This window comes from Halodurantibacterium daqingense, from assembly GCF_042666235.1.
GTDB lineage: Bacteria > Pseudomonadota > Alphaproteobacteria > Rhodobacterales > Rhodobacteraceae > Halodurantibacterium > Halodurantibacterium daqingensis.
Map to the genome: position 1 here is coordinate 266,613 of NZ_JBHTFQ010000003.1, position 20,537 is coordinate 287,149.

The following is a 20,537-nucleotide window of genomic DNA, read 5'->3' on the forward strand; positions in this document are numbered from 1 at the left end:
ATGGCCGCCGCGCCGAACCCGCGTCGGCCGCTCTATCTTGCCCGGCAAAGCTATCGGCGGCGGCGGATGATGGATGCGGCGCGGCTGCTGCCGGTGCTGGGCGCGGTGCTGATGCTGATGCCGCTGCTGTGGATGCCGTCGGGCGGCGCTCTGGATACCGCCCGGACCAAGTTTTACCTTTTCGCCTTATGGCTGCTGCTGATCATCGTTGCCGCCCTTCTGTCGCACCCCCTGATCCGCAGCGAGGATGACGAACCTGACGCCCGCCCGCCGGGCGACGAGTCCGGTCCCGGCTGATGGTTCCCTTCAATATCCTGGTCGTCGTTTGCCTCGCCTATGTGGCGATGCTGTTCCTTGTAGCCTTTCTGGTCGAACGGCGCGCCGCAGGGGCACGGCTGCGCTGGCTGCGCTCATCAGTCATCTATACACTGTCGTTGTCGATCTACTGCACCGCCTGGACCTTCTATGGCGCCGTGGGCTATGCCGTGCGGTCCGGGCTTGAATTCGTGACGATCTACCTGGGCCCGACGCTTGTGTTCGTGGGCTGGTGGTGGGTGTTGCGCAAGCTGGTGCGCATCGGCCAGATCCACCGCGTCACCTCGGTCGCCGATCTGGTTTCGGCCCGCTATGGCAAATCGAACCTGCTGGGTGTGATCGTGACGGTGCTCGCCGTTGTGGGAATTACCCCCTATATCGCACTGCAACTGCAGTCGGTGACATTGTCCTTCGCGGTTTTTGCCGCCGACACGCCAGGCTGGGCGCCGGCCGATCTGAACCTGACCGCGATCTGGGTGGCGGCGGGGCTTGCCCTGTTCACGATCCTCTTTGGCACCCGCAATCTCGACGCCAACGAACAGCATCATGGTGTGGTGATCGCCATCGCGGTCGAGGCCGTCGTCAAGCTGGTGGCACTGGTGGCGGTCGGCGTCTTTGTTGTCTGGGTAGTGGCGGATGGTCTGGGCGACATGGCACAGCGCATTGCCGCATCGCCGCTTGCCGAATGGCAGCCGCATCCGGGGCGCTGGGCCGGGCTGATCTTCCTGTCCGCAGCCGCGATCCTGACCCTGCCACGGATGTTTCAGGTGATGGTGGTCGAGAACTCCGAGGAGCGCCATCTGGCCACGGCAAGCTGGGCCTTTCCGCTTTATCTGTTTCTGATGAGCCTCTTTGTGGTGCCGATCGCGGTGATCGGGCTCGAGGTTCTGCCCGCCGATGCCAATCCCGATCTCTTCGTGCTGACATTGCCGCTGGCGCTTGATCGCGGCGGGTTGGCGATGCTCGCCTTCCTCGGGGGCTTTTCCTCGGCGACCTCGATGGTGATTGTCGCTGCGATTGCGCTTGCGACGATGGTCTCGAACCATGTGGTCATGCCGCTCTGGCTCTCGCTCGCGGCGCGCGGCGGCAGTGGCCAGGGGGATGTGCGCCGGGTGGTGCTGCGGGCGCGGCGCTTTTCCATCGCCGGTGTGCTGGCCCTGGGCTATGCCTATTTCCGCATCACCGGCGGGTCCGAGGCGCTGGCCTCGATCGGGCTTATCGCCTTCCTGGGCCTGGCGCAGGTTCTGCCCGCGCTTCTGGGGGGCATCTTCTGGCGGGGGGCGACGCGGATCGGGGCAGCGGCGGGGCTGCTGGTGGGCTTTGCGATATGGCTTTATACCCTGTTCCTGCCGTCCTTCGGCCCGGATGTGGTCTTTTCCGCGGCGCTTCTGGCCGAGGGGCCGTGGGGGATCGGCTGGTTGCGGCCTTGGGCGCTCATGGGGCTCAACGGGATGGACCCGCTTCTGCACTCGATCGTCTGGAGTCTGCTGCTGAATGTCGTGTCCTTCTTCATCTTTTCGATCGCGACGTTCCCCAGCCCGATCGAACGCGTGCAGGGCGCGCAATTCGTCAATGTCTTTGACCTGAACACCGGCACGCGGAGCTGGAGCCAAAGCTCGGCCGAGGCGGAAGACCTGCTGGTCATGGCGCAGCGTATCCTGGGCCCCGACGAGGCGCAGGCCTTCTTCCAGTCCGAGGCCGAAACACAGGGCAAGGCCGGCTGGCTTCCCGACACCACGCCCGATTTCATCGAAAGACTGGAGCGGCGCCTTGCCGGCTCGGTCGGTTCGGCCACGGCGCATGCGATGGTCGGCCAGATCGTCGGTGGCGCCTTTGTTTCCGTCGAGGATCTGATGGCCGTCGCGAACGAGCGGGCCGAGATCATGGAATACTCCAGCCAGCTTGAGGCCAAGTCCGAAGAGCTGTCGCGCACGGCCCGCCAGCTGCGCGAGGTGAACGAAAAGCTGACCGAGCTGTCCGTTCAGAAGGATGCCTTCCTGTCGCAGATCAGCCATGAGCTGCGCACGCCGATGACCTCGATCCGGGCCTTTTCCGAGATATTGCGCGACGGCGCGGCGCTGGATGAAGAGGCGCGCGTGCGGTTTTCCGGGATCATCCATGATGAAGCGATCCGGCTGACGCGGCTGCTGGACGACCTTCTGGATCTGAGCGTTCTTGAACATGGACAAGTCCAGCTTGACCAAGAAACCGCCAGCCTCAAGACATTGATCGACCGGGCGGTGATCGCCTCGGCCTCGATCGCCCCGGAACGCGAGTTCACCATCGACCGCGACCTGAGTACCGAACAGGTGACGGTCACCACCGATATCGGGCGGCTCACGCAGGTGTTCATCAACATCGTTTCGAATGCGCGCAAGTATTGCGATGCCGAGGCGCCCCGACTCAGCATCAGGGTGAAGGAGCGGCGCGGCATCGTCCGGGTGGATTTCACCGACAACGGATCCGGCATCCCGAAGAAAAGCCAAAGCCTGATCTTCGAGAAATTCGCACGGCTCACCGATACGACCAAGGCGGGCGGAGCGGGGCTGGGGCTGGCTATCTGCCGGGAAATCATGAAGAAACTTGGCGGAACGATTACCTATATTCCCGGGCAGGGGGGCGCATCCTTCCGGGTCAGTTTCCCGCGGACACCTGCAAAGGGCTGAGCGGGCAGCAAGGTCAACGAATTGGTAACTCTGTCGCGCCATGCTGGGGGCAGACGGGATCTTGCCGTCGGTTCTGCAAGGCGGATGGGACATGCTTGATCATGGTGTGCAGTCAATTCTCCGGCGCAAGACAGCGGGCATGCGCCAGCGGCCCGAACCTGCGCCTGTAACGCCGGAACGGGCGCTGACGCTGGCGCTGGGCAAGGCATCGCGTCAGGTTCTGCAACTCGACACGCTGGCAACTGTGGTGCTGGATGAGATCCTGTCCCTTGCCGAGCTTCTTGAGCTGACCGAGGATCTGTCCCTTTTCGCGGTTCTTGAAGGGCCGCGCGATGCCCTTGGGCTTCTTGCGATTTCTCCCGGCGTGCTGGCCGGGCTGATCGAGATGCAGACGACAGGCCGTGTCACGGCCTCCGAGGCGCCTGCGCGCCGCCCGACGCGGACCGACGCGGTCATGACGGCCACGTTCATCGATTGCCTGATGCAGGGCTTCGAAGAGGGGCTTTCGGGCACTCCGGACGAGATCTGGGCGGGTGGTTTTCGCTATGCCTCGTTCCTGCCCGAGGCGCGGCCCCTTGCGCTGATCCTCGACGACGCGCCGCTGCGGGTGTTCCGGATCGACGTCAGGCTGGCGGCCGGCCTGCGTCGCGGAGAGGTGCTTCTTGCGGTGCCCGCGCGGGGACGCGGAGTCTTGCGCAGGCCGCTGCGGGACAGGGCCTCGGCGGCGGCGCTCACGCAGCAGGATGGCCGTGCCTGGAGCGAAGCGCTGAGCAAGGCTGTTCTGGCGGCGCCCGCCGAGGTCGAGGCCGTGCTGCACCGCATGACCCTGCCGCTTTCGGCGGTGGCCGGTTTCGCCCCCGGAACGCTGGTGCCACTGCCTGCCGCAGCACTGGATCATGTGATCCTGCAGGGCAAGGGCGGGCGCCCCCTGATCGAGGGGCAGCTCGGCGCCCTGAAGGGACTGCGCGCCCTGCGCCTGTGCGAAGCCGATTCCGGTGCGGACGGGGATGACTCGCTTGAAGCCCTTGCGCCGGCGCCGTCCAGCATGCCGGATCTCCCGAGCGCTCCGCCGCTGGCCTTTGACCTTGATGTGCCCTCGGACGAAGATGCCGATCAGGATCCGAGCTTTCCGATGGTGGCGCCGATCGTGGGCGATTTCCTGAACTCCGACTGAAGGGATCTTTCGACGATCTGCTTCGGGCTGCGGGCGAACCGTTCTTGTCAGGCCGCTTTCGTGGCGTCCGTCTGCCGCACCAACTGCTGGATCAGCACTTTGAGCGTCACGCCGAGCTTGGCACGGCCCGCTTCTGGCTTCTGCCGCGGCACCTGCACCACAGCTCCTCGCTCGGCGCGCGCCTGTCCCGAGCTCCGTGCCGGCGCTTGACCGGAGGGCCTTCAGCTCTGTCCCGTAGTGCCCCCCGCGTCGAGTGAAAGAGACGTGAGCGTCCATCGCGGCGGCAGGCCCGCCCGTGCCGGATCCTTGCCGATCGGCGCCGGGGCGCGATTGCTCTCTGGCGTCGCGCGGCTTTTCTGGCTAGACTCTGCGTCAGACCCGGCAAACGGGCGAACCAGAGGGCAGAAAAGGCAGAACCATGACGGAAATGGTCTATGGCGCCATGCCGGTACGGGCAGGCGAACCGGTCATACCGCGCTGGTGGCGCACGGTGGACAAGTGGACGATGGGATGCATACTGCTTCTCTTCGGAACCGGGCTGTTGCTGGGGCTCGCGGCCTCGCCGCCATTGGCGACCCGTAACGGGCTTCCACCGTTCTATTACGTTCAGCGGCAGGCGTTCTTCGGCGGGATGGCCCTTCTTGCCATGCTGTTCACATCGATGATGTCGCCGGCCCAGTTGCGCCGGATCGGGGTGATGGGGTTCTTCGTGGCCTTCGGGGCGCTCGCGCTTCTGCCGGTGCTTGGCACCGACTTCGGCAAGGGCGCGGTCCGGTGGTATTCGCTTGGCTTCGCCTCGTTCCAGCCCTCGGAGTTCCTCAAGCCGTTCTTCGTGGTTCTGGTGGCCTGGCTCATGGCAGCGAGCTTTGACATCAACGGCCCGCCCGGCAAGCTGCTGTCATTCTGCGTCACGATGATCATCGTGGCGTTTCTGGCGTTGCAGCCCGATTTCGGGCAGGCGGCGCTGGTGCTGTTCGGTTGGGGCGTGATGTATTTCGTGGCCGGCGCGCCAATGCTTCTCTTGACCGGGGTCGGCGGGATCGTGGCATTGATCGGCCTTTTCGCCTACAACAATTCGGAGCACTTTGCCCGCCGCATCGATGGGTTCCTCTCGCCCGAGGTCGATCCGCGCACGCAGCTCGGTTATGCGACCAATGCGATCCAGGAAGGCGGTTTCTTTGGCGTGGGCGTGGGCGAGGGGCAGGTGAAATGGTCTCTGCCCGACGCGCATACCGACTTCATCATCGCGGTCGCTGCCGAGGAATACGGGCTAGTCCTGGTCCTTGCGATCATCCTGCTTTACGCCACCATGACCGTCCGGTCGCTGTTCCGGCTGATGCGGGAACGCGACCCGTTCATTCGCCTTGCCGGAACCGGCCTGGCCTGCATGTTCGCCGTGCAGGCGATGATCAACATGGGCGTGGCCGTCCGGTTGCTGCCGGCGAAGGGTATGACCTTGCCCTTCGTGTCCTATGGCGGGTCGTCGCTGATCGCGGCGGGCATCGCGGTGGGCATGCTCCTCGCCTTCACGCGCACCCGTCCGCAGGGCGAAATCGGTGACATCCTGATCCGCCGGGGGCGCTGATGGCCCGGCAACCGTTTCTTCTGATCGCTGCGGGGGGAACCGGCGGCCACATGTTTCCTGCCCAGGCCCTGGCCGAGGCAATGGTGCGGCGTGGCTGGCGGGTGAAGCTTTCGACCGACGCGCGGGGTGCGCGCTATGCCGGTGGGTTTCCCCATGTCGTCGGTGTCGAACAGGTGGCAAGTGCAACCTTTGCGCGGGGCGGCGTTCTGGCCAGGGCTGTGGTGCCGCTGCGCATCCTGGGTGGAGTGGCGCGGGCCATTGCCTCGCTCTCGCGCGACCGGCCGGATGTCGTGGTAGGCTTTGGGGGCTATCCGACGATTCCGGCACTGGCCGCCGCAGGGGTCTTGCGAATTCCGCGCATGATCCATGAACAGAACGGCATCCTGGGGCAGGTGAACCGGCGTTTCGCGCCGCGGGTCGATGCCGTGGCCTGTGGCACCTGGCCCACCGACCTGCCGCAAGGCGTTGACGGAGTGCATACGGGCAATCCGGTGCGTGCGGCGGTGCTGGAACGCGCCGGTGCACCCTATATTCCGCCGGGCGCCTATCCCATGAGCCTTCTGGTCATCGGCGGCAGCCAGGCCGCGCGGGTCTTGTCGGATATCGTGCCCGAGGCCGTGGCGCGCCTGCCCGAGGAGCTGCGCAGCCGCCTTCGGCTGGCCCATCAGGCACGTCCCGAGGATCTGGATCGGGTGCGGTCCGCCTATCGCGAGGCCGGCGTCGATGCCGAAGTCGAAACCTTCTTCAACGACATTCCCCGCCGGCTGTCCGAGGCGCAGCTGGTGATCTCGCGTTCGGGGGCATCCTCGATCGCCGACATTTCCATAATTGGCCGCCCGGCGATTCTGGTCCCGTTTGCCGCAGCGGCGGGCGATCATCAGACGGTGAACGCCCGGGCGCTGGTTGACGCGGGCGCCGCGATCCTGATACCCGAGGCCGCTCTGGACCCCGACAGCCTGGCCGAGCATGTGGCGGCGGTGCTGAATGATCCCGACGGGGCGCTGCAGATGTCGCGCAACGCCCTGAATTGCGGCCGTCCCGATGCGACCGAACGCCTTGTCCAGATGGTCGAGGCGCTTGCAAGGAAAGAAAGAACAACAGAATGAATGCCGCAACCAAACTTCCCGGCGAACTTGGCGCCATCCATTTCGTGGGTATTGGCGGCATCGGCATGTCGGGCATTGCCGAGGTGCTGATGACCCTTGGCTACCGCGTCCAGGGGTCGGATCTCAAGGCGACGCCGATTACGCGCCGCCTGGAGGAGCTGGGGGCGACGGTGTTCATCGGCCAGAGGGCCGAGAATGTGGCCGAGGCCGAGGTCGTGGTCATTTCCTCCGCGATCAAACCGGGCAACCCGGAGCTTGAGGAGGCGCGCCGCCGCGGGCTTCCGGTGGTGCGACGCGCCGAGATGCTGGCTGAGCTGATGCGGCTGCGGTCGAACATCGCGGTGGCAGGCACGCATGGCAAAACCACCACCACCACCATGGTGGCGACGCTGCTCGACAAGGGCGGCTTCGATCCCACCGTCATCAATGGGGGCATCATCCATGCCTATGGCTCCAACGCGCGGGCGGGGGCAGGTGAGTGGATGGTGGTGGAAGCAGACGAGAGCGATGGCAGCTTCAACCGTTTGCCGGCGACAATCGCTATCGTCACCAATATCGACCCGGAACACATGGAGCATTGGGGAAGCTTCGACGCGCTGCGGAAGGGATTTCTTGATTTCGTCTCGAATATTCCCTTCTATGGCGTTGCGGTCTGCTGCACCGACCACCCCGAAGTGCAGGCGCTGGTGGGCCGCGTGACGGATCGTCGCGTCATCACCTTCGGCTTCAACGCCCAGGCGGATGTGCGCGCGATCAATCTGCGCTATGAAAATGGCGGCGCATGCTTTGACGTGGCGTTGCAGCAGGAGGATCAGGTGATCGAAGGGTGCAGCTTGCCGATGCCCGGGGATCATAACGTATCGAACGCGCTTTCGGCCATTGCCGTCGCGCGGCACCTGGGAATGAAGAAGGACGAGATTCGCGCAGCGCTCGCCGCTTTCGGTGGGGTCAACCGGCGTTTCACCAAGGTTGGTGAGGTAAACGGCGTGACCATCATCGACGATTACGGCCATCATCCCGTCGAGATTGCGGCGGTGCTGCGTGCGGCACGGCAGGCTACGAAGGGGCGGATCATAGCCGTTCATCAGCCACACCGCTTTTCCCGGCTTTCAAGCCTGTTCGAAGATTTCTGCACCTGCTTCAACGAGGCGGATGTGGTCGCCATCGCCGAGGTCTATGCCGCTGGCGAGGATCCTATCCCCGGCGCAAGCCGGGATGACCTTGTTTCGGGGCTGATCCGCCACGGGCATCGCCATGCCCGTGCCATCGTGTCCGAGGATGATCTGGAGCGCCTGGTGCGAGAACAGGCCCGTCCCGGTGATATGGTTGTCTGCCTGGGGGCGGGGACGATCTCGGCATGGGCCAACGGGCTTCCGGCACGTCTGGGGGCGGCGGAGGCAGTGGCGTGAGCGTTGCGATAACGCTGGTTCTGATCTGGTTTCTCGGCGCGGGCGCGCTGGCGCTTTCCTCGCTGCGTGGTCTGTCGGGCGTGGTCTGGTTGCTGGTGGTGATCGGCATCCCGATCCTCGGCCTGGTTACCTGGGAACACGGGCCGCTCAGCGGCAGCCTGCTGCTGGTTGCAGGTGCGCTCTTGCTGTGCTGGCCGCATCTGCCGCTTGCTCGGCGCGTGCAGCGCTGGCTTTCCGGGCCGCAATGATCCTCTCGCGTGACATCCTGCCCGCGACGCGCGGCACGCTGACGCCTGGCCGCCCCATGGCCGAACTCACCTGGCTCCGGGTGGGCGGGCCCGCCGACTGGCTGTTCCAGCCTGCGGATGAGGCGGATCTGGCGGCCTTCCTTGCGGCACTTCCGGCGGATGTGCCGGTGTTTCCGCTGGGCGTGGGATCGAACCTGATCGTGCGCGACGGGGGTATTCGTGGTGTCGTGATCCGACTGGGACGTGGTTTCAACGAGATCTCGATCACCGGCAACCGCATCACGGCGGGGGCTGCGGCGCTGGATGCCCATGTCGCACGACGTGCGGCGACTGCCGGGCTGGACCTGACCTTCCTGCGCACCATTCCCGGTGCAATCGGCGGCGCGGTGCGGATGAATGCGGGGTGCTATGGCAGCTATGTCGCCGATCATCTCGTTTCGGTCCGGGTCATCACCCGGGCGGGCGAGGTGCGCGATCTGCCGGCCTCCGATCTGAACCTTGCCTATCGCCACAGCGACCTGCCCGAGGGCTGGGTGATCGTGGCGGCCGCGTTCGAGGCCGGAGAGGGCGAGCCCGCGGCGCTTGAGCGGAAAATGGCCGATCAGCTGGCGCGGCGCGATGCGAGCCAGCCGGTCCGTGACCGCAGCGCGGGTTCGACCTTCCGCAACCCTGTGGGCCATTCCTCGACCGGGATCGAGGGCGAAAACCATGCCTTGAAGGCCTGGAAGGTCATTGATGACGCAGGTTTGCGGGGTTTCACCCTGGGTGGCGCGCAGATGTCGGAAAAACATCCCAATTTCATGATCAACACCGGCACCGCCACAGCGGCCGATCTGGAGATGCTGGGCGAGGAAGTCCGAAAAAGGGTGTTCCAAAACGCCGGAATTCAGTTAGAGTGGGAAATCAGGCGCATAGGCGAACCAGGCGCCGGGAGCTGACCGAAGAAACAACAATACGGGCCGCAAAAGGCCCAGAGGCACGAGGGCGGTATGTCGGGCAGGACAACCCCCAAGGTGGCGGTACTGATGGGTGGCCCCTCGGCCGAGCGCGAGGTGTCACTGTCGTCGGGGCGTGAATGCGCGGCCGCGCTGCGGGACGCAGGCTATATCGTGACAGAGCTGGACGCCGGTCCGGACCTGCCGGCGCGCCTGAAGGAAATTTCCCCCGATGTGGTCTTCAACGCGCTGCATGGCCGCTGGGGTGAAGACGGCTGCGTTCAGGGGCTGCTGGAATGGCTGCGCATCCCCTATACCCATTCGGGTGTTCTGGCCTCGGCGCTTGCCATGGACAAGACGCGCAGCAAGGCGGCCTTCCGGGCTGCGGGCCTGCCGGTGGTCGAAAGTGTGCTGGCCAGTGCCGCAGAGGTGCGCCGCGGCCATGTGCTGGCGCCCCCCTATGTGGTCAAGCCCAACAACGAAGGTTCCTCGGTCGGCGTCTATCTCGTGCACGAGGCTGCGAACGGCCCTCCGCAACTCGGCGCGGAAATGCCCGCCACGGTCATGGTCGAAAGCTATGCGCCCGGGCGCGAGTTGACCACGACCGTCATGGGTGACCGGGCGCTGATGGTGACGGATATCGTGACCAGCGGCTGGTATGACTATGACGCGAAATACAAGCCCGGCGGGTCCCATCACGTTGTGCCGGCGCAGATCCCGCCCGAGATCGAGGCCGCCTGTCTGGACTTTGCCCTGCGCGCCCACCGCGCCCTTGGGTGCCGCGGCCTCTCGCGGACCGATTTCCGCTGGGATGAGGCGCGCGGCCTGGAGGGGCTGATCCTGCTCGAGGTGAATACCCAGCCCGGCATGACGCCCACTTCGCTTTCGCCCGAACAGGCGCGCCATGCCGGGATATCCTTCCCGGACCTGTGCCGCTGGATCGTGGAGGATGCATCATGCAACCGGTAGGCGGGCTGCGCCGCGATCCCGCGCCCAGCCGCTGGGCCTATCGCTGGAACCGGCTGTTGCTGACGCCGATGTTCCGCAAGTTGCTGCGCGTGGGGGTGCCCTCGTTCATCCTGGCGTTCATCGTGGGCCTTTATCTTGCAAGCGCCGAGCGCCGGGACGCCCTTGTCGCGCAATACGAGGCATTGCGGCTTGCCATCCAGGAACGCCCCGAGTTCATGCTGACCGAACTTGCCGTGACGGGCGCCTCGGACCCGGTTGTGGAAGAGGTGCGCGCGACGCTTGGCCTTGCCTTCCCTGTCAGTTCCTGGGCGCTTGATCTTGAAGATTTGCGCCGCCGGATCGAGGCGCTGGATCCCGTTGCCCGGGCCGAATTGCGCATGCGCCCCAACGGCACGCTGGACATCCGGATCGCGGAACGCGTGCCGGTCATCGTCTGGCGCAATGCCGAAGGGCTGGCGCTGCTGGACGCCGAAGGCGTGCGTGCGGGCGTGCTGGATGAACGCGCTGCGCGGGCGGATCTGCCGCTGATCGCCGGCCTCGGTGCGGATGAGCATGTGGAAGAGGCCCTTGCACTTTTCGCCGCAGCGGCGCCGATCATGGAGCGGGTTCGCGGGCTTGTCAGGATGGGCGAACGCCGCTGGGATCTGGTTCTGGACCGCGATCAGCGGGTGTTGCTGCCCGAAACTGCCCCGGTCGCCGCGCTGGAGCGGGTGATCGTGCTGGATCAGGCGCGCGATCTTCTGTCGCGCGATGTGCTGGTGGTGGATCTGCGCAGCGCCCTGCGCCCGACGCTGCGGCTGGGGCCGGATGCAATGACCGAATTCCGCCGCGTGCGCGGATTGACGAATGGGGGATGAGATGACCGATCTGTATCAGTCGCAACGAGCCATGCGGAACATGCGCCGCGCCGCGATGCAGCGGGGTGTGATTGCGGTTCTTGATATCGGCACCTCCAAGATCGCCTGCCTGATCCTGCGGTTCGACGGGCCAGAACAGTTCCGTGAAGCCGACGGCGTGGGCTCCATGGCGGGACAATCCTCGTTCCGGGTGATCGGGGCGGCGACGACCCGGTCGCGCGGCGTGCGGTTCGGCGAAATCGACACGATGCAGGAAACCGAACGCGCGATCCGCACCGCTGTTCAGGCGGCGCAGAAGATGGCGCAGGTGCGCGTGGATCACGTTATCGCCACTTTCGCCGGGGCACGCCCGCGGTCTTATGGCTTGGCCGGCGAGATCGAACTGGCCGGTGCGCCGGTGTCGGAACAGGATGTGGCCAGCGTTCTGGCCGCCTGCGACGTGCCCGATTTCGGCCATGACCGCGACGTGCTGCACGCACAGCCGGTGAACTTTGCGCTGGATCACCGCAGCGGCCTTGGCGATCCGCGCGGGCAGATCGGCAATCGCCTTGCCTGCGACATGCATCTTCTCACCGTCGAGGCTGGTGCAGTGCAGAACATCCTTCACTGCATCAAGCGCTGCGATCTTGAACTGGCCGGGCTTGCCTCGTCTGCCTATGTCTCGGGCGTCTCGTCGCTGGTCGAGGACGAGCAGGAGCTTGGCGCCGCCTGCATCGATCTGGGGGGTGGTGCGACGGGCCTGTCGATCTTCATGAAGAAACACATGATCTATGCCGACAGCGTGCGTCTGGGCGGCGATCATGTGACCAGCGACATCGCCAAGGGCCTCCAGGTACCCAACACCACGGCCGAGCGGATCAAGACCTTCTATGGCGGCGTGGTCGCCACCGGAATGGATGACCGCGAGATGATCGAGATCGGCGGCGACAGCGGCGACTGGGAAAAGGACCGCCGCACCGTCAGCCGCGCCGAACTGATCGGCATCATGCGCCCCCGGGTCGAGGAAATCCTGGAAGAGGTGCGCGCGCGGCTGGATGCGGCCGGGTTCGAGCATCTGCCGAGCCAGCAGATCGTGCTCACCGGGGGCGGCAGCCAGATCCCCGGGCTGGACGGGCTTGCCGCGCGCATTCTTGGTCAGCAGGTTCGGCTGGGGCGGCCGCTGCGCGTTCAGGGCCTGCCGCAGGCCGCGACGGGGGCAGCCTTTGCCAGTGCCGTCGGTCTTTGCCTCTTTGCGGCGCATCCGCAGGATGAATGGTGGGATTTCGACATCCCCTCGGACCGGCTTCCGGCCCGGTCGCTGAAACGGGCATTCAAGTGGTTCAAGGACAACTGGTAGACCGCAATATCGTGACGCTTCGGCAAAATACCGCCGGAAAATCTCGAAAACGTGCTAGATTTTGTGAGTAGGGACCGATTCACTGGTGACCGTCGGCGCGGGGACCTGTAGAATCTCAGAAAACCGGAACAATTCGGCGCAGCCGATCATAAGCAGGCGGAAAAGCGATGGCATTGAATCTCATGATGAGCGAGCGGGAAGAGCTCAAGCCGCGGATCACGGTGTTCGGGGTGGGCGGCGCCGGTGGCAACGCGGTGAACAACATGATCGAGCAGCAGCTCGAAGGGGTCGAGTTCGTCGTCGCCAATACCGATGCGCAGGCGCTGCAGCAGTCGAACGCACCCGCCCGCATCCAGATGGGCGTCAAGGTGACGGAAGGTCTTGGTGCCGGCGCCCGTCCCGCAGTGGGTGCCGCGGCAGCCGAGGAAACGATCGAGGAAATCGTCGATCACCTGGCCGGCGCACATATGTGCTTCATCACCGCCGGCATGGGCGGCGGCACCGGCACCGGCGCGGCGCCGATCATCGCCCAGGCCGCGCGCGAGCTTGGGGTGCTGACGGTCGGCGTGGTGACCAAGCCGTTCCAGTTCGAAGGCACCAAGCGGATGCGGCAGGCCGAGGAAGGTGTCGAGGCGCTTCAGAAAGTCGTCGATACGCTGATCATCATTCCGAACCAGAACCTGTTCCGGCTCGCCAATGAAAAGACCACCTTCACCGAAGCCTTCGCGATGGCCGATGATGTGCTCTATCAGGGTGTCAAGGGCGTGACGGATCTGATGGTGCGCCCCGGCCTCATCAACCTCGACTTCGCCGATGTGCGCGCCGTGATGGACGAGATGGGCAAGGCCATGATGGGCACCGGCGAGGCGACGGGCGAAAACCGCGCCATTCAGGCCGCCGAGAAAGCCATCGCCAACCCGCTGCTGGATGAAATCAGCCTGCGCGGCGCCAAGGGCGTGCTTATCAACATCACCGGCGGTTATGACCTGACGCTGTTCGAACTGGACGAGGCCGCGAACCGGATCCGCGAAGAGGTTGATCCCGACGCCAATATCATCGTCGGTTCGACGCTTGATACCGCGATGGAAGGCATGATGCGCGTGTCGGTCGTTGCGACCGGGATCGACGCGGCGCCTGCCACGGCTGAAGTGCCGGTGCCGCGCCGCCGCCTGGCCGAGCCGCTTCAGCCGGCCCAGCCCGAACCCGCCGCAGCGCCGCAGCGCCCCGCACAGCAGGCCCCGGCGCCGCAATATGCGCCTGCCGCCCAGCGGGCCGAGCCGCAGCACAACCTGTTCGATCATGCGCCCGAAGATGACGAGCCGCTGTTTGAAAGCAACGCGCAGGATGATCTGCCGCCGCCCGTCTATCGTCCGCAGCCGCAACAGCAACCCGTGCGCCAGCAACAGGCACCGCGCGGGGGCTATGGCTCGGAGCAGGATGCGGCCGCCTTTGTCGCCCCCCGTCCCGCGCCGCGTCAGCAAGGCGCCGGCACCCCGACGCCCGAGGCGATGGCCCGCCTTCAGGCGGCAGTGAACAAGGTTCCGTCGCGTCAGGCACAGCCGGCAGCCGCGCCGCGGGCCGAGGAAAAGCCCCGCTTCGGGATCAACTCGCTCATCAACCGGATGACGGGCCATTCCGCCGAAGAAAAGCCCCGCCACGCGCCGCAGCCGAACCTGCGTCAGCAGCCGCAGGGCAACCAATACGAGGAAGAGCAGGCGAACGATCCCGAACAGGAGCGTATCGAGATCCCGGCCTTCCTGCGTCGGCAAGCGAACTGACCGGTTCAGTTCTTGTGAGCTCACCCAAACGAGAGGCCGGCGTAAGCCGGCCTTTTTCTTTCGCATTTCCAGAAACTTGATCCGGCTGACGGCGGCTGGTTTCAACTGCTGCCTGCGGTTGTGCCGACTATGTTTCATCCCGTTGCAAAGATTGAGTTGTAGAGAATGGGGGCAGCCTTTACCTCGGGCTTGCAGCGACGGATCGCCGTTGCGCAACCGAGATGAGGCTCCCGTGCAGACCACGATCAACCAAACCGTTTCGTTCACCGGCGTCGGCCTTCACTCCGGCGCGGCGGTGCGGATGACGGTGCATCCGGCCCCGGCGGATTATGGTATCCAGTTCCGGCGGACCGATGGCATGGCCGGGGACCGCACGATTCCGGCGCGTTGGGACAGGGTGGTGCCATCGCGCCTGTGCACACTGATCGCCAATGCCGACGGAGATACGGTTTCGACGATCGAGCATATCATGGCGGCGCTGGTGGGCTGTGGCATTCACAACGCACTGATCGAGATCGACGGGCCGGAAGTGCCGATCCTGGACGGCAGCGCCGCACCGTTCGTGGCCAAGTTGGTCCCCGCAGGGGTGCGCCGACTGGACCGCCCCGTGCGGGCGCTGCGCATCCTCATGCCGGTCGAGGTGTCGGAGGGTTCTGCCTTCGCCCGGCTTGAACCGGCCGAGTCGCTGGAAATCAAGTTTCACATCGACTTTGCCGATGCTGCGATCGGACGCCAGGACAAGGCTCTGGACATGGCGAACGGCGCCTTCGTGCGCGAGCTTGCCAACAGCCGCACCTTCTGCCGCAAGTCGGACGTCGATGCGATGCGCGCAAACGGGCTTGCCCTTGGCGGGACGCTCGACAATGCCGTGGTGGTCGATGGTGACCGCGTGGTCAGCCCGGGGGGCTTGCGTTTTGCAGACGAGCCGGTCCGTCACAAGATGCTGGATGCGCTTGGCGATCTTGGCCTGGCGGGCGGGCCGATCCTGGGCCGCTATATCGGGCACCGTGCGGGCCATGCCATGACCAACGCTCTGCTGCGCGCCGTCTTTGCCAATCCGCGCAGCCATGTCTGGGTGGATTGCTCGGCGCTGTGCGGTCGCAAATTGCCGGGTGCCGGCGTGACCACGGCGGACCTTCCGGCGCTGGTCTGAACGGGCATTTTCCTGCCAAAGGCGTTTTGCGCACCGGATTTTTCTGTGCTAGGACGAAGCCAACTGGCGCCGCTGCTGCCGGCGCGAAACGGATGGGGTAGGCGGATCATGGCATTCGGCAGGTTTTTGGTGCGCGGCGCCGGGGGGGTTCTGCTGGCGGTGACCCTCGCGGCCTGCGGCAGTTCGAATCGCGATGTCCCACTGGATAACTTCAGCGCCGAGGAAATATTCCGGCGCGGCGAATACGAGTTGGAGACAAGCCGGCGGGCGGGCACCGCCGTCAGCTATTTCTCGGAAGTGGAGCGTCTCTATCCCTATTCCGATTGGGCGCGCCGGGCGCTCATCATGCAGGCCTATGCCCACCACCGCGACCGCGAATATGAAGAAGCGCGCGCGGCGGCACAGCGCTTCCTCGATTTTTATCCGGCGGACGAGGATGCGCCCTATGCGCAGTATCTGCTGGCGCTGTCCTATTACGACCAGATTGACGCGATCGGGCGCGATCAGGGGCTTACCTTCCAGGCGCTTCAGGCGTTGCGCGCGGTGATCGAGCGGTATCCGGACAGCGAATATGCGCGGTCCGCGGTTCTCAAGTTTGATCTGGCCTTCGATCACCTGGCGGCGAAGGAGATGGAAATCGGCCGGTATTACCTGCGGCGCGGGCATTATGCAGCGGCGATCAACCGCTTCCGCGTGGTGGTCGAGGACTTCCAGACCACGACCCATACCGCCGAGGCGCTGCACCGGCTGGTCGAGGCCAATCTCGCCCTTGGCCTGACGGACGAGGCGCAGACCGCCGCCGCAATTCTGGGCTACAACTTCCAGTCCAGCCCGTTCTATGAAGACAGCTTCCGCCTGCTGAACGGCCGCGGTCTTGCGCCCGAGGCACGTGGTGACGGCTGGCTGTCGCAGGTCTATCGTCAGACGGTGCGCGGCGACTGGCTGTGAGGCGGGCCGCCCATGCTGCGCGGGCTTGAAATACGCGACATGCTGATCATCGACCGGCTGGAGCTTGCCTTCCAGCCGGGCCTGAACGTGCTGACCGGGGAAACCGGTGCGGGAAAATCCATCCTTCTTGATGCGCTTGGCTTCGTGCTGGGGTGGCGTGGCCGGGCCGAACTGGTGCGCGCCGGGGCAGAACAGGGTGAAGTGGTGGCCTGGTTCGACCTTGGGCCCGACCACCCCGCGCGCAGGATCCTGCGCGAAGCCGGCCTTCCTGAAGGCGAGGAACTGATCCTGCGGCGCGTCAATTCGGTTGATGGGCGCAAGACGGCCTGGGTCAATGACCGGCGCACCACGGGCGAGGTGCTGCGCGCGCTTTCGGATGTTCTGGTCGAGCTGCATGGCCAGCATGACGACCGCGGCCTTCTCAACCCGCGGGGCCACCGGCAGATGCTGGATGCCTTCGGCGGGCTGGACACCGGCCCGGTGCGTCAGGCCTGGGGGAGACTGGGCGCAGCCCGGAACGCCCTCGCCGAAGCCGAGGCGACGCTCGCGGCCGTGCGCGAGGAGGAGGAATTCCTGCGCCATGCCGTGGCCGAGCTTGATCGGCTTGATCCGCAGCCCGGCGAGGAGGCAAGCCTTGATGCCCGACGCCGGGCCATGCAGGGCGCGGAAAAGATCCGATCCGATATCGCAAGGGCCCATGCGGCGCTTGGTCTCGAGGGGGCCGAGGGCATTCTGGGCGATGCGATGCGTTGGCTCGAAGGGGCAGCAGAGCGCGCCGGTGGGGCGCTGGAAGCGCCGCTTGCCGCTCTGAACCGCGCCTTCATCGAACTGGGCGAGGCTCAGCAGGGCGTGGAAGACTGCCTCGAGGCGCTGGATTTCAACCCGGGCGAGCTTGAGCTGGTGGAAGAACGGCTGTTCGCCATTCGGGCGCTGGCGCGCAAGCATGGTGTTCTGCCCGACGACCTGGACGGTTTTGCGGCTGATCTGCGCCGTCGCCTGGCGGCTGTGGACGGCGGCGAACAACAGGTTGCGACACTGCGCGCGGCAGCGGCCGAGGCCCACGCGGCTTATGAGTCTGCGGCAGATCTGCTGAGTGCAGCGCGCCATGCGGAAGCCCGACGCCTTGATGTTGCGATGGCTGCGGAACTGGCACCGCTGCGGATGGAGCGGGCGGTATTCCGCACAGAGATTGCGGCGGCGGAACCCGGCCCCGAGGGCATCGATGCCGTGGCCTTCACGGTGGCGACCAATCCCGGCGCGCCGGCCGGGCCGCTCAACAAGATCGCTTCGGGGGGCGAGTTGTCGCGCTTCCTCTTGGCGCTGAAGGTCTGCCTGACTCGCGGCAGCGATGGGCTGACCATGATCTTCGACGAGATCGACCGTGGCGTCGGCGGGGCGACCGCTGATGCCGTAGGGCGGCGGCTTCGCGCGCTGGCCGAGGATGCGCAGGTGCTGGTCGTGACCCATTCGCCGCAGGTCGCCGCGCTGGGGGCGCATCACTGGCGGGTGGAGAAGCGGGTTGCGGCGGGGATGACCACCTCGACAGTGGTGCCGCTTGGCCCCGAGGCGCGGGTGGATGAAATCGCCCGGATGGTTGCGGGCGATACCGTTACAGAGGCGGCACGCGAAGCCGCGCGGGCGCTGATCGCGGCCACCTGAGTGCTTTCGAAGCCTGGGCAGCGGCGGCCGGATCGGACGGAAGGGGTGCCCGATGTGCAGCCGGGGCCGTCAAGGCCCCGCCTCGCAGGTTGCGCGAGCTGAATGGCGGCAGCAGGGGTTGCGAGGGCGACCTGGGACTGCAACGCGGTGACGGCCGCGCGTCCATGGGCGTTCCCCTGCTTCGGTGCCGCAGGTGCCCGGGCGCTCAGTCCACCCCGTGCACGGCCTGCGCCGAAAGCGCCTGCCAGCCTGTCTTGGTCTTGCGCAGCACAAAGCCGTAGATCACGGCGCGCCGCGGTGCCTCGGAGCCATCGGGGCGCAAAAGTCCCGAGAGGATATAGCGCTGCCAAACCTGTACCAGACCGGGCGCGAGTTCCCGGGCACGGCCCTTGCCGGTCACAAGGCGCGCCTTGCGCCAGACGCCGGCAAAGCCCTGCAGGTGCCCTTCGGTGATCGCTTTCTGCCCTTCCCACCAGCCGTGTTCCGGCGTGATGAAATCGGCCTCGGGGGCGAAAAGCGCCGCCATCCGGGGCGCATCGCGCGCGGTGAATGCGTCGGAAAAGGCGCGGGCAAAGCTTTCGGGGCTGGGGGGAAGGGTCACTGGGGAACCACCTTTCCAGGGTTCAGGATCCCTTGCGGATCAAGTGCGGCCTTGAGACTGCCCATCACTTCCCATGCTGCGCCGTGTTCCGCGGGCATATAGGGGATCTTGCCCATGCCGATCCCGTGTTCGCCTGTCACCGTGCCGCCCAGACGCAGCGCGCGTTCGGCCATGCGCCCGGCCAGGCGCGCGGCTTCGGCATGATCTGATGCACTGCCGGGGTCAACCAGAAGGATGGCGTGAAAATTGCCGTCGCCGACGTGGCCGAGGATCGGACCCTCGATGCTGCTTGCGGCGATATCGGCTGCGGTTTCCTCGACTGCCGCGGCAAGCGCCGAGATCGGCACGCAGACATCGGTGATGATGGCGCGCGCGCCCGGGCGCAGGGCCAGGCAGGCGTAATAGGCATTGTGGCGCATCTTCCAGAGCGCGTTGCGTTCTTCCGGGCGGGTGGCCCAGCGGAAATCCTCGCCGCCCAGATCGGCCGCGATCTCGCCAAAGCGGGCCGACTGTTCGGCCACCGCGGCGTCCGAGCCATGAAATTCGACCAGAAGATGCGGCTGTTCCGGCAGGCCCGCCTGGGAATAGGCGTTTACCGCGGCGGTGGCGGCCCGATCCAGGAACTCGATCCGTGCCATCGGGATGCCGCTCTGGATCGTGGCGATCACCGTTTCAACGGCGGCGGCCATTTCGGCAAAGCCGCAGACCGCGCTTGCCACGGCTTCGGGCTGGCCCTGCAGGCGCAGTGTCAGTTCGGTGATCAGCCCCAGGGTGCCTTCGGATCCGACGAAAAGGCCGGTGAGGTCATAACCGGAGGAAGATTTGCGCGCGGCGCTTCCGGTGCGGATCACCCGCCCGTCGGCCAGAACCACCTCGAGTGCCAGAACATTGTCGCGCATCGTGCCATAGCGCACGGCGGTCGTGCCGCTGGCGCGGGTGGCCGCCATGCCGCCAAGGCTCGCGTTCGCGCCCGGATCGACCGGAAAGAACAGCCCGGTCGCGCGCAGGTCGGTATTCAGCGCCTCGCGGGTCAGCCCGGGCTGCACTACGGCAAGCATATCCTCGGGCCGAACCTCAATCAGCCGGTTCATGCGCGAAAAATCCACCGTCACGCCGCCCTTCACCGGCAGGGCGTGCCCTTCAAGCGAAGTTCCCGCCCCCCAGGCCACAACCGGGCAGCCATGGGCTGCACATATCCCCACGATCGCGGCGACCTCGGCCGTATCTTGCGGATAGGCCACCGCATCGGGCGGCATGGCGGGGAAATGTGCCTCGTTTGCGCCGTGCAGCGCCAGATCCGAGGGCGAGCGGCCGAGCCGGTCCCCCAGACGGGCGGCGAGCGCGTCAAGCGCCTGTGCAATGGTCATGCGTGCCTCTGAATTTTTCCGGCACATTATGACAAACGCTGGCGCTGCGAAAGCCCGGAGCGGCGCCTGATCTTCCGGTCAGATCTGTTCCACCGTGACCCGATCGGGGAAGAATGACAGGTAGTCGCGAAGCTCTTCCGCCAGGGGCTTCGGATCCTCATAGGACCAGCAGGCATCGTTGATCGTGGTGCTTTTGGTCACGAGGTTATAGTAACTCGCCGCGCCCTTGCGCGGGCAGATCGTCCGGCTGTCAGACCGGTCAAGGAAGGCCATTGCGACATCGGTACGCGGGAAATAGATCGCGGCCGTGGCCCGCCCTTCGGTGACTTCAAGCGCGGCCTGGCTTTCGCCCAGCACGGCTCCGCCGGCGCGCACCACCCAGGTTCCCTCTGCCTTCTGGATCTTGATCTGGTCGGGCATGTCGTTCTCCG

Annotated in this window: 18 protein-coding genes; 15 read left to right on the forward strand and 3 right to left on the reverse strand. The window is 65.9% G+C overall.

Going from position 1 to position 20,537, the window contains the following annotated elements:
* The 15 genes from ACFQXB_RS07485 (at position 1) to recN (ending at position 18,138) form a co-directional block, all read left to right on the forward strand.
* On the forward strand, positions 1-297 hold the full coding sequence (locus ACFQXB_RS07485; RefSeq protein ID WP_377401509.1) for a hypothetical protein: 297 nt from the start codon (positions 1-3) through the stop codon (positions 295-297).
* The gene (locus tag ACFQXB_RS07490) at positions 297-2,981 is read left to right on the forward strand and encodes an ATP-binding protein (RefSeq protein WP_377401512.1); all 2,685 of its coding nucleotides are present in this window, start codon (positions 297-299) and stop codon (positions 2,979-2,981) included. Before ACFQXB_RS07485 ends, ACFQXB_RS07490 begins: the two co-directional genes overlap by 1 nt.
* 91 nt (positions 2,982-3,072) lie before the next feature.
* On the forward strand, positions 3,073-4,155 hold the full coding sequence (locus ACFQXB_RS07495) for a FliM/FliN family flagellar motor switch protein (RefSeq protein ID WP_377401515.1): 1,083 nt from the start codon (positions 3,073-3,075) through the stop codon (positions 4,153-4,155).
* 418 nt (positions 4,156-4,573) lie between these two features.
* Positions 4,574-5,740 (forward strand): putative lipid II flippase FtsW, encoded by a 1,167-nt coding sequence (gene ftsW, locus ACFQXB_RS07500; protein WP_377401518.1) that lies wholly within the window; start codon positions 4,574-4,576, stop codon positions 5,738-5,740.
* Positions 5,740-6,846 carry a UDP-N-acetylglucosamine--N-acetylmuramyl-(pentapeptide) pyrophosphoryl-undecaprenol N-acetylglucosamine transferase gene (locus ACFQXB_RS07505; protein WP_377401521.1) on the forward strand — a complete coding sequence of 369 codons (1,107 nt, stop codon included), beginning with the start codon at positions 5,740-5,742 and terminating at the stop codon, positions 6,844-6,846. The genes ftsW and ACFQXB_RS07505 overlap by 1 nt, the downstream gene beginning before the upstream one ends.
* Positions 6,843-8,255: a UDP-N-acetylmuramate--L-alanine ligase gene (gene murC, locus ACFQXB_RS07510; RefSeq protein ID WP_377401524.1), complete on the forward strand. Its 1,413-nt coding sequence runs from the start codon at positions 6,843-6,845 to the stop codon at positions 8,253-8,255. Before ACFQXB_RS07505 ends, murC begins: the two co-directional genes overlap by 4 nt.
* Positions 8,252-8,503 carry a DUF2484 family protein gene (locus tag ACFQXB_RS07515; protein WP_377401527.1) on the forward strand — a complete coding sequence of 84 codons (252 nt, stop codon included), beginning with the start codon at positions 8,252-8,254 and terminating at the stop codon, positions 8,501-8,503. Before murC ends, ACFQXB_RS07515 begins: the two co-directional genes overlap by 4 nt.
* A complete protein-coding gene (murB, locus tag ACFQXB_RS07520; RefSeq protein WP_377401530.1) occupies positions 8,500-9,441 on the forward strand; it encodes a UDP-N-acetylmuramate dehydrogenase in 942 nt (313 codons plus the stop codon). Before ACFQXB_RS07515 ends, murB begins: the two co-directional genes overlap by 4 nt.
* A 51-nt stretch (positions 9,442-9,492) precedes the next feature.
* Entirely contained in the window at positions 9,493-10,407 is a 915-nt protein-coding gene (locus tag ACFQXB_RS07525; protein WP_377401533.1) for a D-alanine--D-alanine ligase, read from the forward strand.
* Entirely contained in the window at positions 10,395-11,264 is an 870-nt protein-coding gene (locus ACFQXB_RS07530) for a cell division protein FtsQ/DivIB (protein ID WP_377401536.1), read from the forward strand. The genes ACFQXB_RS07525 and ACFQXB_RS07530 overlap by 13 nt, the downstream gene beginning before the upstream one ends.
* A gap of 1 nt (position 11,265) precedes the next feature.
* Entirely contained in the window at positions 11,266-12,600 is a 1,335-nt protein-coding gene (gene ftsA / locus ACFQXB_RS07535) for a cell division protein FtsA (protein WP_377401539.1), read from the forward strand.
* A gap of 167 nt (positions 12,601-12,767) precedes the next feature.
* The gene (gene ftsZ / locus ACFQXB_RS07540; protein WP_377401542.1) at positions 12,768-14,378 is read left to right on the forward strand and encodes a cell division protein FtsZ; all 1,611 of its coding nucleotides are present in this window, start codon (positions 12,768-12,770) and stop codon (positions 14,376-14,378) included.
* 232 nt (positions 14,379-14,610) lie between these two features.
* Positions 14,611-15,531: a UDP-3-O-acyl-N-acetylglucosamine deacetylase gene (gene lpxC, locus ACFQXB_RS07545; RefSeq protein ID WP_377401545.1), complete on the forward strand. Its 921-nt coding sequence runs from the start codon at positions 14,611-14,613 to the stop codon at positions 15,529-15,531.
* A 108-nt stretch (positions 15,532-15,639) separates the two neighbouring features.
* On the forward strand, positions 15,640-16,479 hold the full coding sequence (locus ACFQXB_RS07550) for an outer membrane protein assembly factor BamD (RefSeq protein WP_377401548.1): 840 nt from the start codon (positions 15,640-15,642) through the stop codon (positions 16,477-16,479).
* A gap of 12 nt (positions 16,480-16,491) precedes the next feature.
* Positions 16,492-18,138: a DNA repair protein RecN gene (gene recN, locus ACFQXB_RS07555; RefSeq protein WP_377401551.1), complete on the forward strand. Its 1,647-nt coding sequence runs from the start codon at positions 16,492-16,494 to the stop codon at positions 18,136-18,138.
* A gap of 205 nt (positions 18,139-18,343) precedes the next feature.
* On the opposite strand, the gene ACFQXB_RS07560 is transcribed toward recN, so the two are convergent.
* The 3 genes from ACFQXB_RS07560 to ACFQXB_RS07570 form a co-directional block, all read right to left on the reverse strand.
* The gene (locus tag ACFQXB_RS07560; RefSeq protein WP_377401554.1) at positions 18,344-18,739 is read right to left on the reverse strand and encodes a YybH family protein; all 396 of its coding nucleotides are present in this window, start codon (positions 18,737-18,739) and stop codon (positions 18,344-18,346) included.
* The gene (locus tag ACFQXB_RS07565; protein WP_377401557.1) at positions 18,736-20,106 is read right to left on the reverse strand and encodes an FAD-binding oxidoreductase; all 1,371 of its coding nucleotides are present in this window, start codon (positions 20,104-20,106) and stop codon (positions 18,736-18,738) included. Before ACFQXB_RS07565 ends, ACFQXB_RS07560 begins: the two co-directional genes overlap by 4 nt.
* A 78-nt stretch (positions 20,107-20,184) precedes the next feature.
* Positions 20,185-20,526 (reverse strand): DUF427 domain-containing protein, encoded by a 342-nt coding sequence (locus tag ACFQXB_RS07570; RefSeq protein ID WP_377401559.1) that lies wholly within the window; start codon positions 20,524-20,526, stop codon positions 20,185-20,187.
* Positions 20,527-20,537 lie beyond the last annotated feature (11 nt).

Bases quoted from the DNA above. Each gene is read 5' to 3' on its own strand.
- ftsZ (WP_377401542.1), top strand. From the start codon at position 12,768: ATGGCATTGAATCTCATGATGAGCGAGCGGGAAGAGCTCAAGCCGCGG.
- ACFQXB_RS07565 (WP_377401557.1), bottom strand. From the start codon at position 20,106: ATGACCATTGCACAGGCGCTTGACGCGCTCGCCGCCCGTCTGGGGGAC.
- ACFQXB_RS07525 (WP_377401533.1), top strand. From the start codon at position 9,493: ATGTCGGGCAGGACAACCCCCAAGGTGGCGGTACTGATGGGTGGCCCC.
- ACFQXB_RS07490 (WP_377401512.1), top strand. From the start codon at position 297: ATGGTTCCCTTCAATATCCTGGTCGTCGTTTGCCTCGCCTATGTGGCG.
- ACFQXB_RS07505 (WP_377401521.1), top strand. From the start codon at position 5,740: ATGGCCCGGCAACCGTTTCTTCTGATCGCTGCGGGGGGAACCGGCGGC.
- ACFQXB_RS07530 (WP_377401536.1), top strand. From the start codon at position 10,395: ATGCAACCGGTAGGCGGGCTGCGCCGCGATCCCGCGCCCAGCCGCTGG.
- ACFQXB_RS07485 (WP_377401509.1), top strand. From the start codon at position 1: ATGGCCGCCGCGCCGAACCCGCGTCGGCCGCTCTATCTTGCCCGGCAA.
- murB (WP_377401530.1), top strand. From the start codon at position 8,500: ATGATCCTCTCGCGTGACATCCTGCCCGCGACGCGCGGCACGCTGACG.
- ACFQXB_RS07570 (WP_377401559.1), bottom strand. From the start codon at position 20,526: ATGCCCGACCAGATCAAGATCCAGAAGGCAGAGGGAACCTGGGTGGTG.
- murC (WP_377401524.1), top strand. From the start codon at position 6,843: ATGAATGCCGCAACCAAACTTCCCGGCGAACTTGGCGCCATCCATTTC.
- ftsW (WP_377401518.1), top strand. From the start codon at position 4,574: ATGACGGAAATGGTCTATGGCGCCATGCCGGTACGGGCAGGCGAACCG.
- ACFQXB_RS07495 (WP_377401515.1), top strand. From the start codon at position 3,073: ATGCTTGATCATGGTGTGCAGTCAATTCTCCGGCGCAAGACAGCGGGC.
- ftsA (WP_377401539.1), top strand. From the start codon at position 11,266: ATGACCGATCTGTATCAGTCGCAACGAGCCATGCGGAACATGCGCCGC.
- recN (WP_377401551.1), top strand. From the start codon at position 16,492: ATGCTGCGCGGGCTTGAAATACGCGACATGCTGATCATCGACCGGCTG.
- ACFQXB_RS07550 (WP_377401548.1), top strand. From the start codon at position 15,640: ATGGCATTCGGCAGGTTTTTGGTGCGCGGCGCCGGGGGGGTTCTGCTG.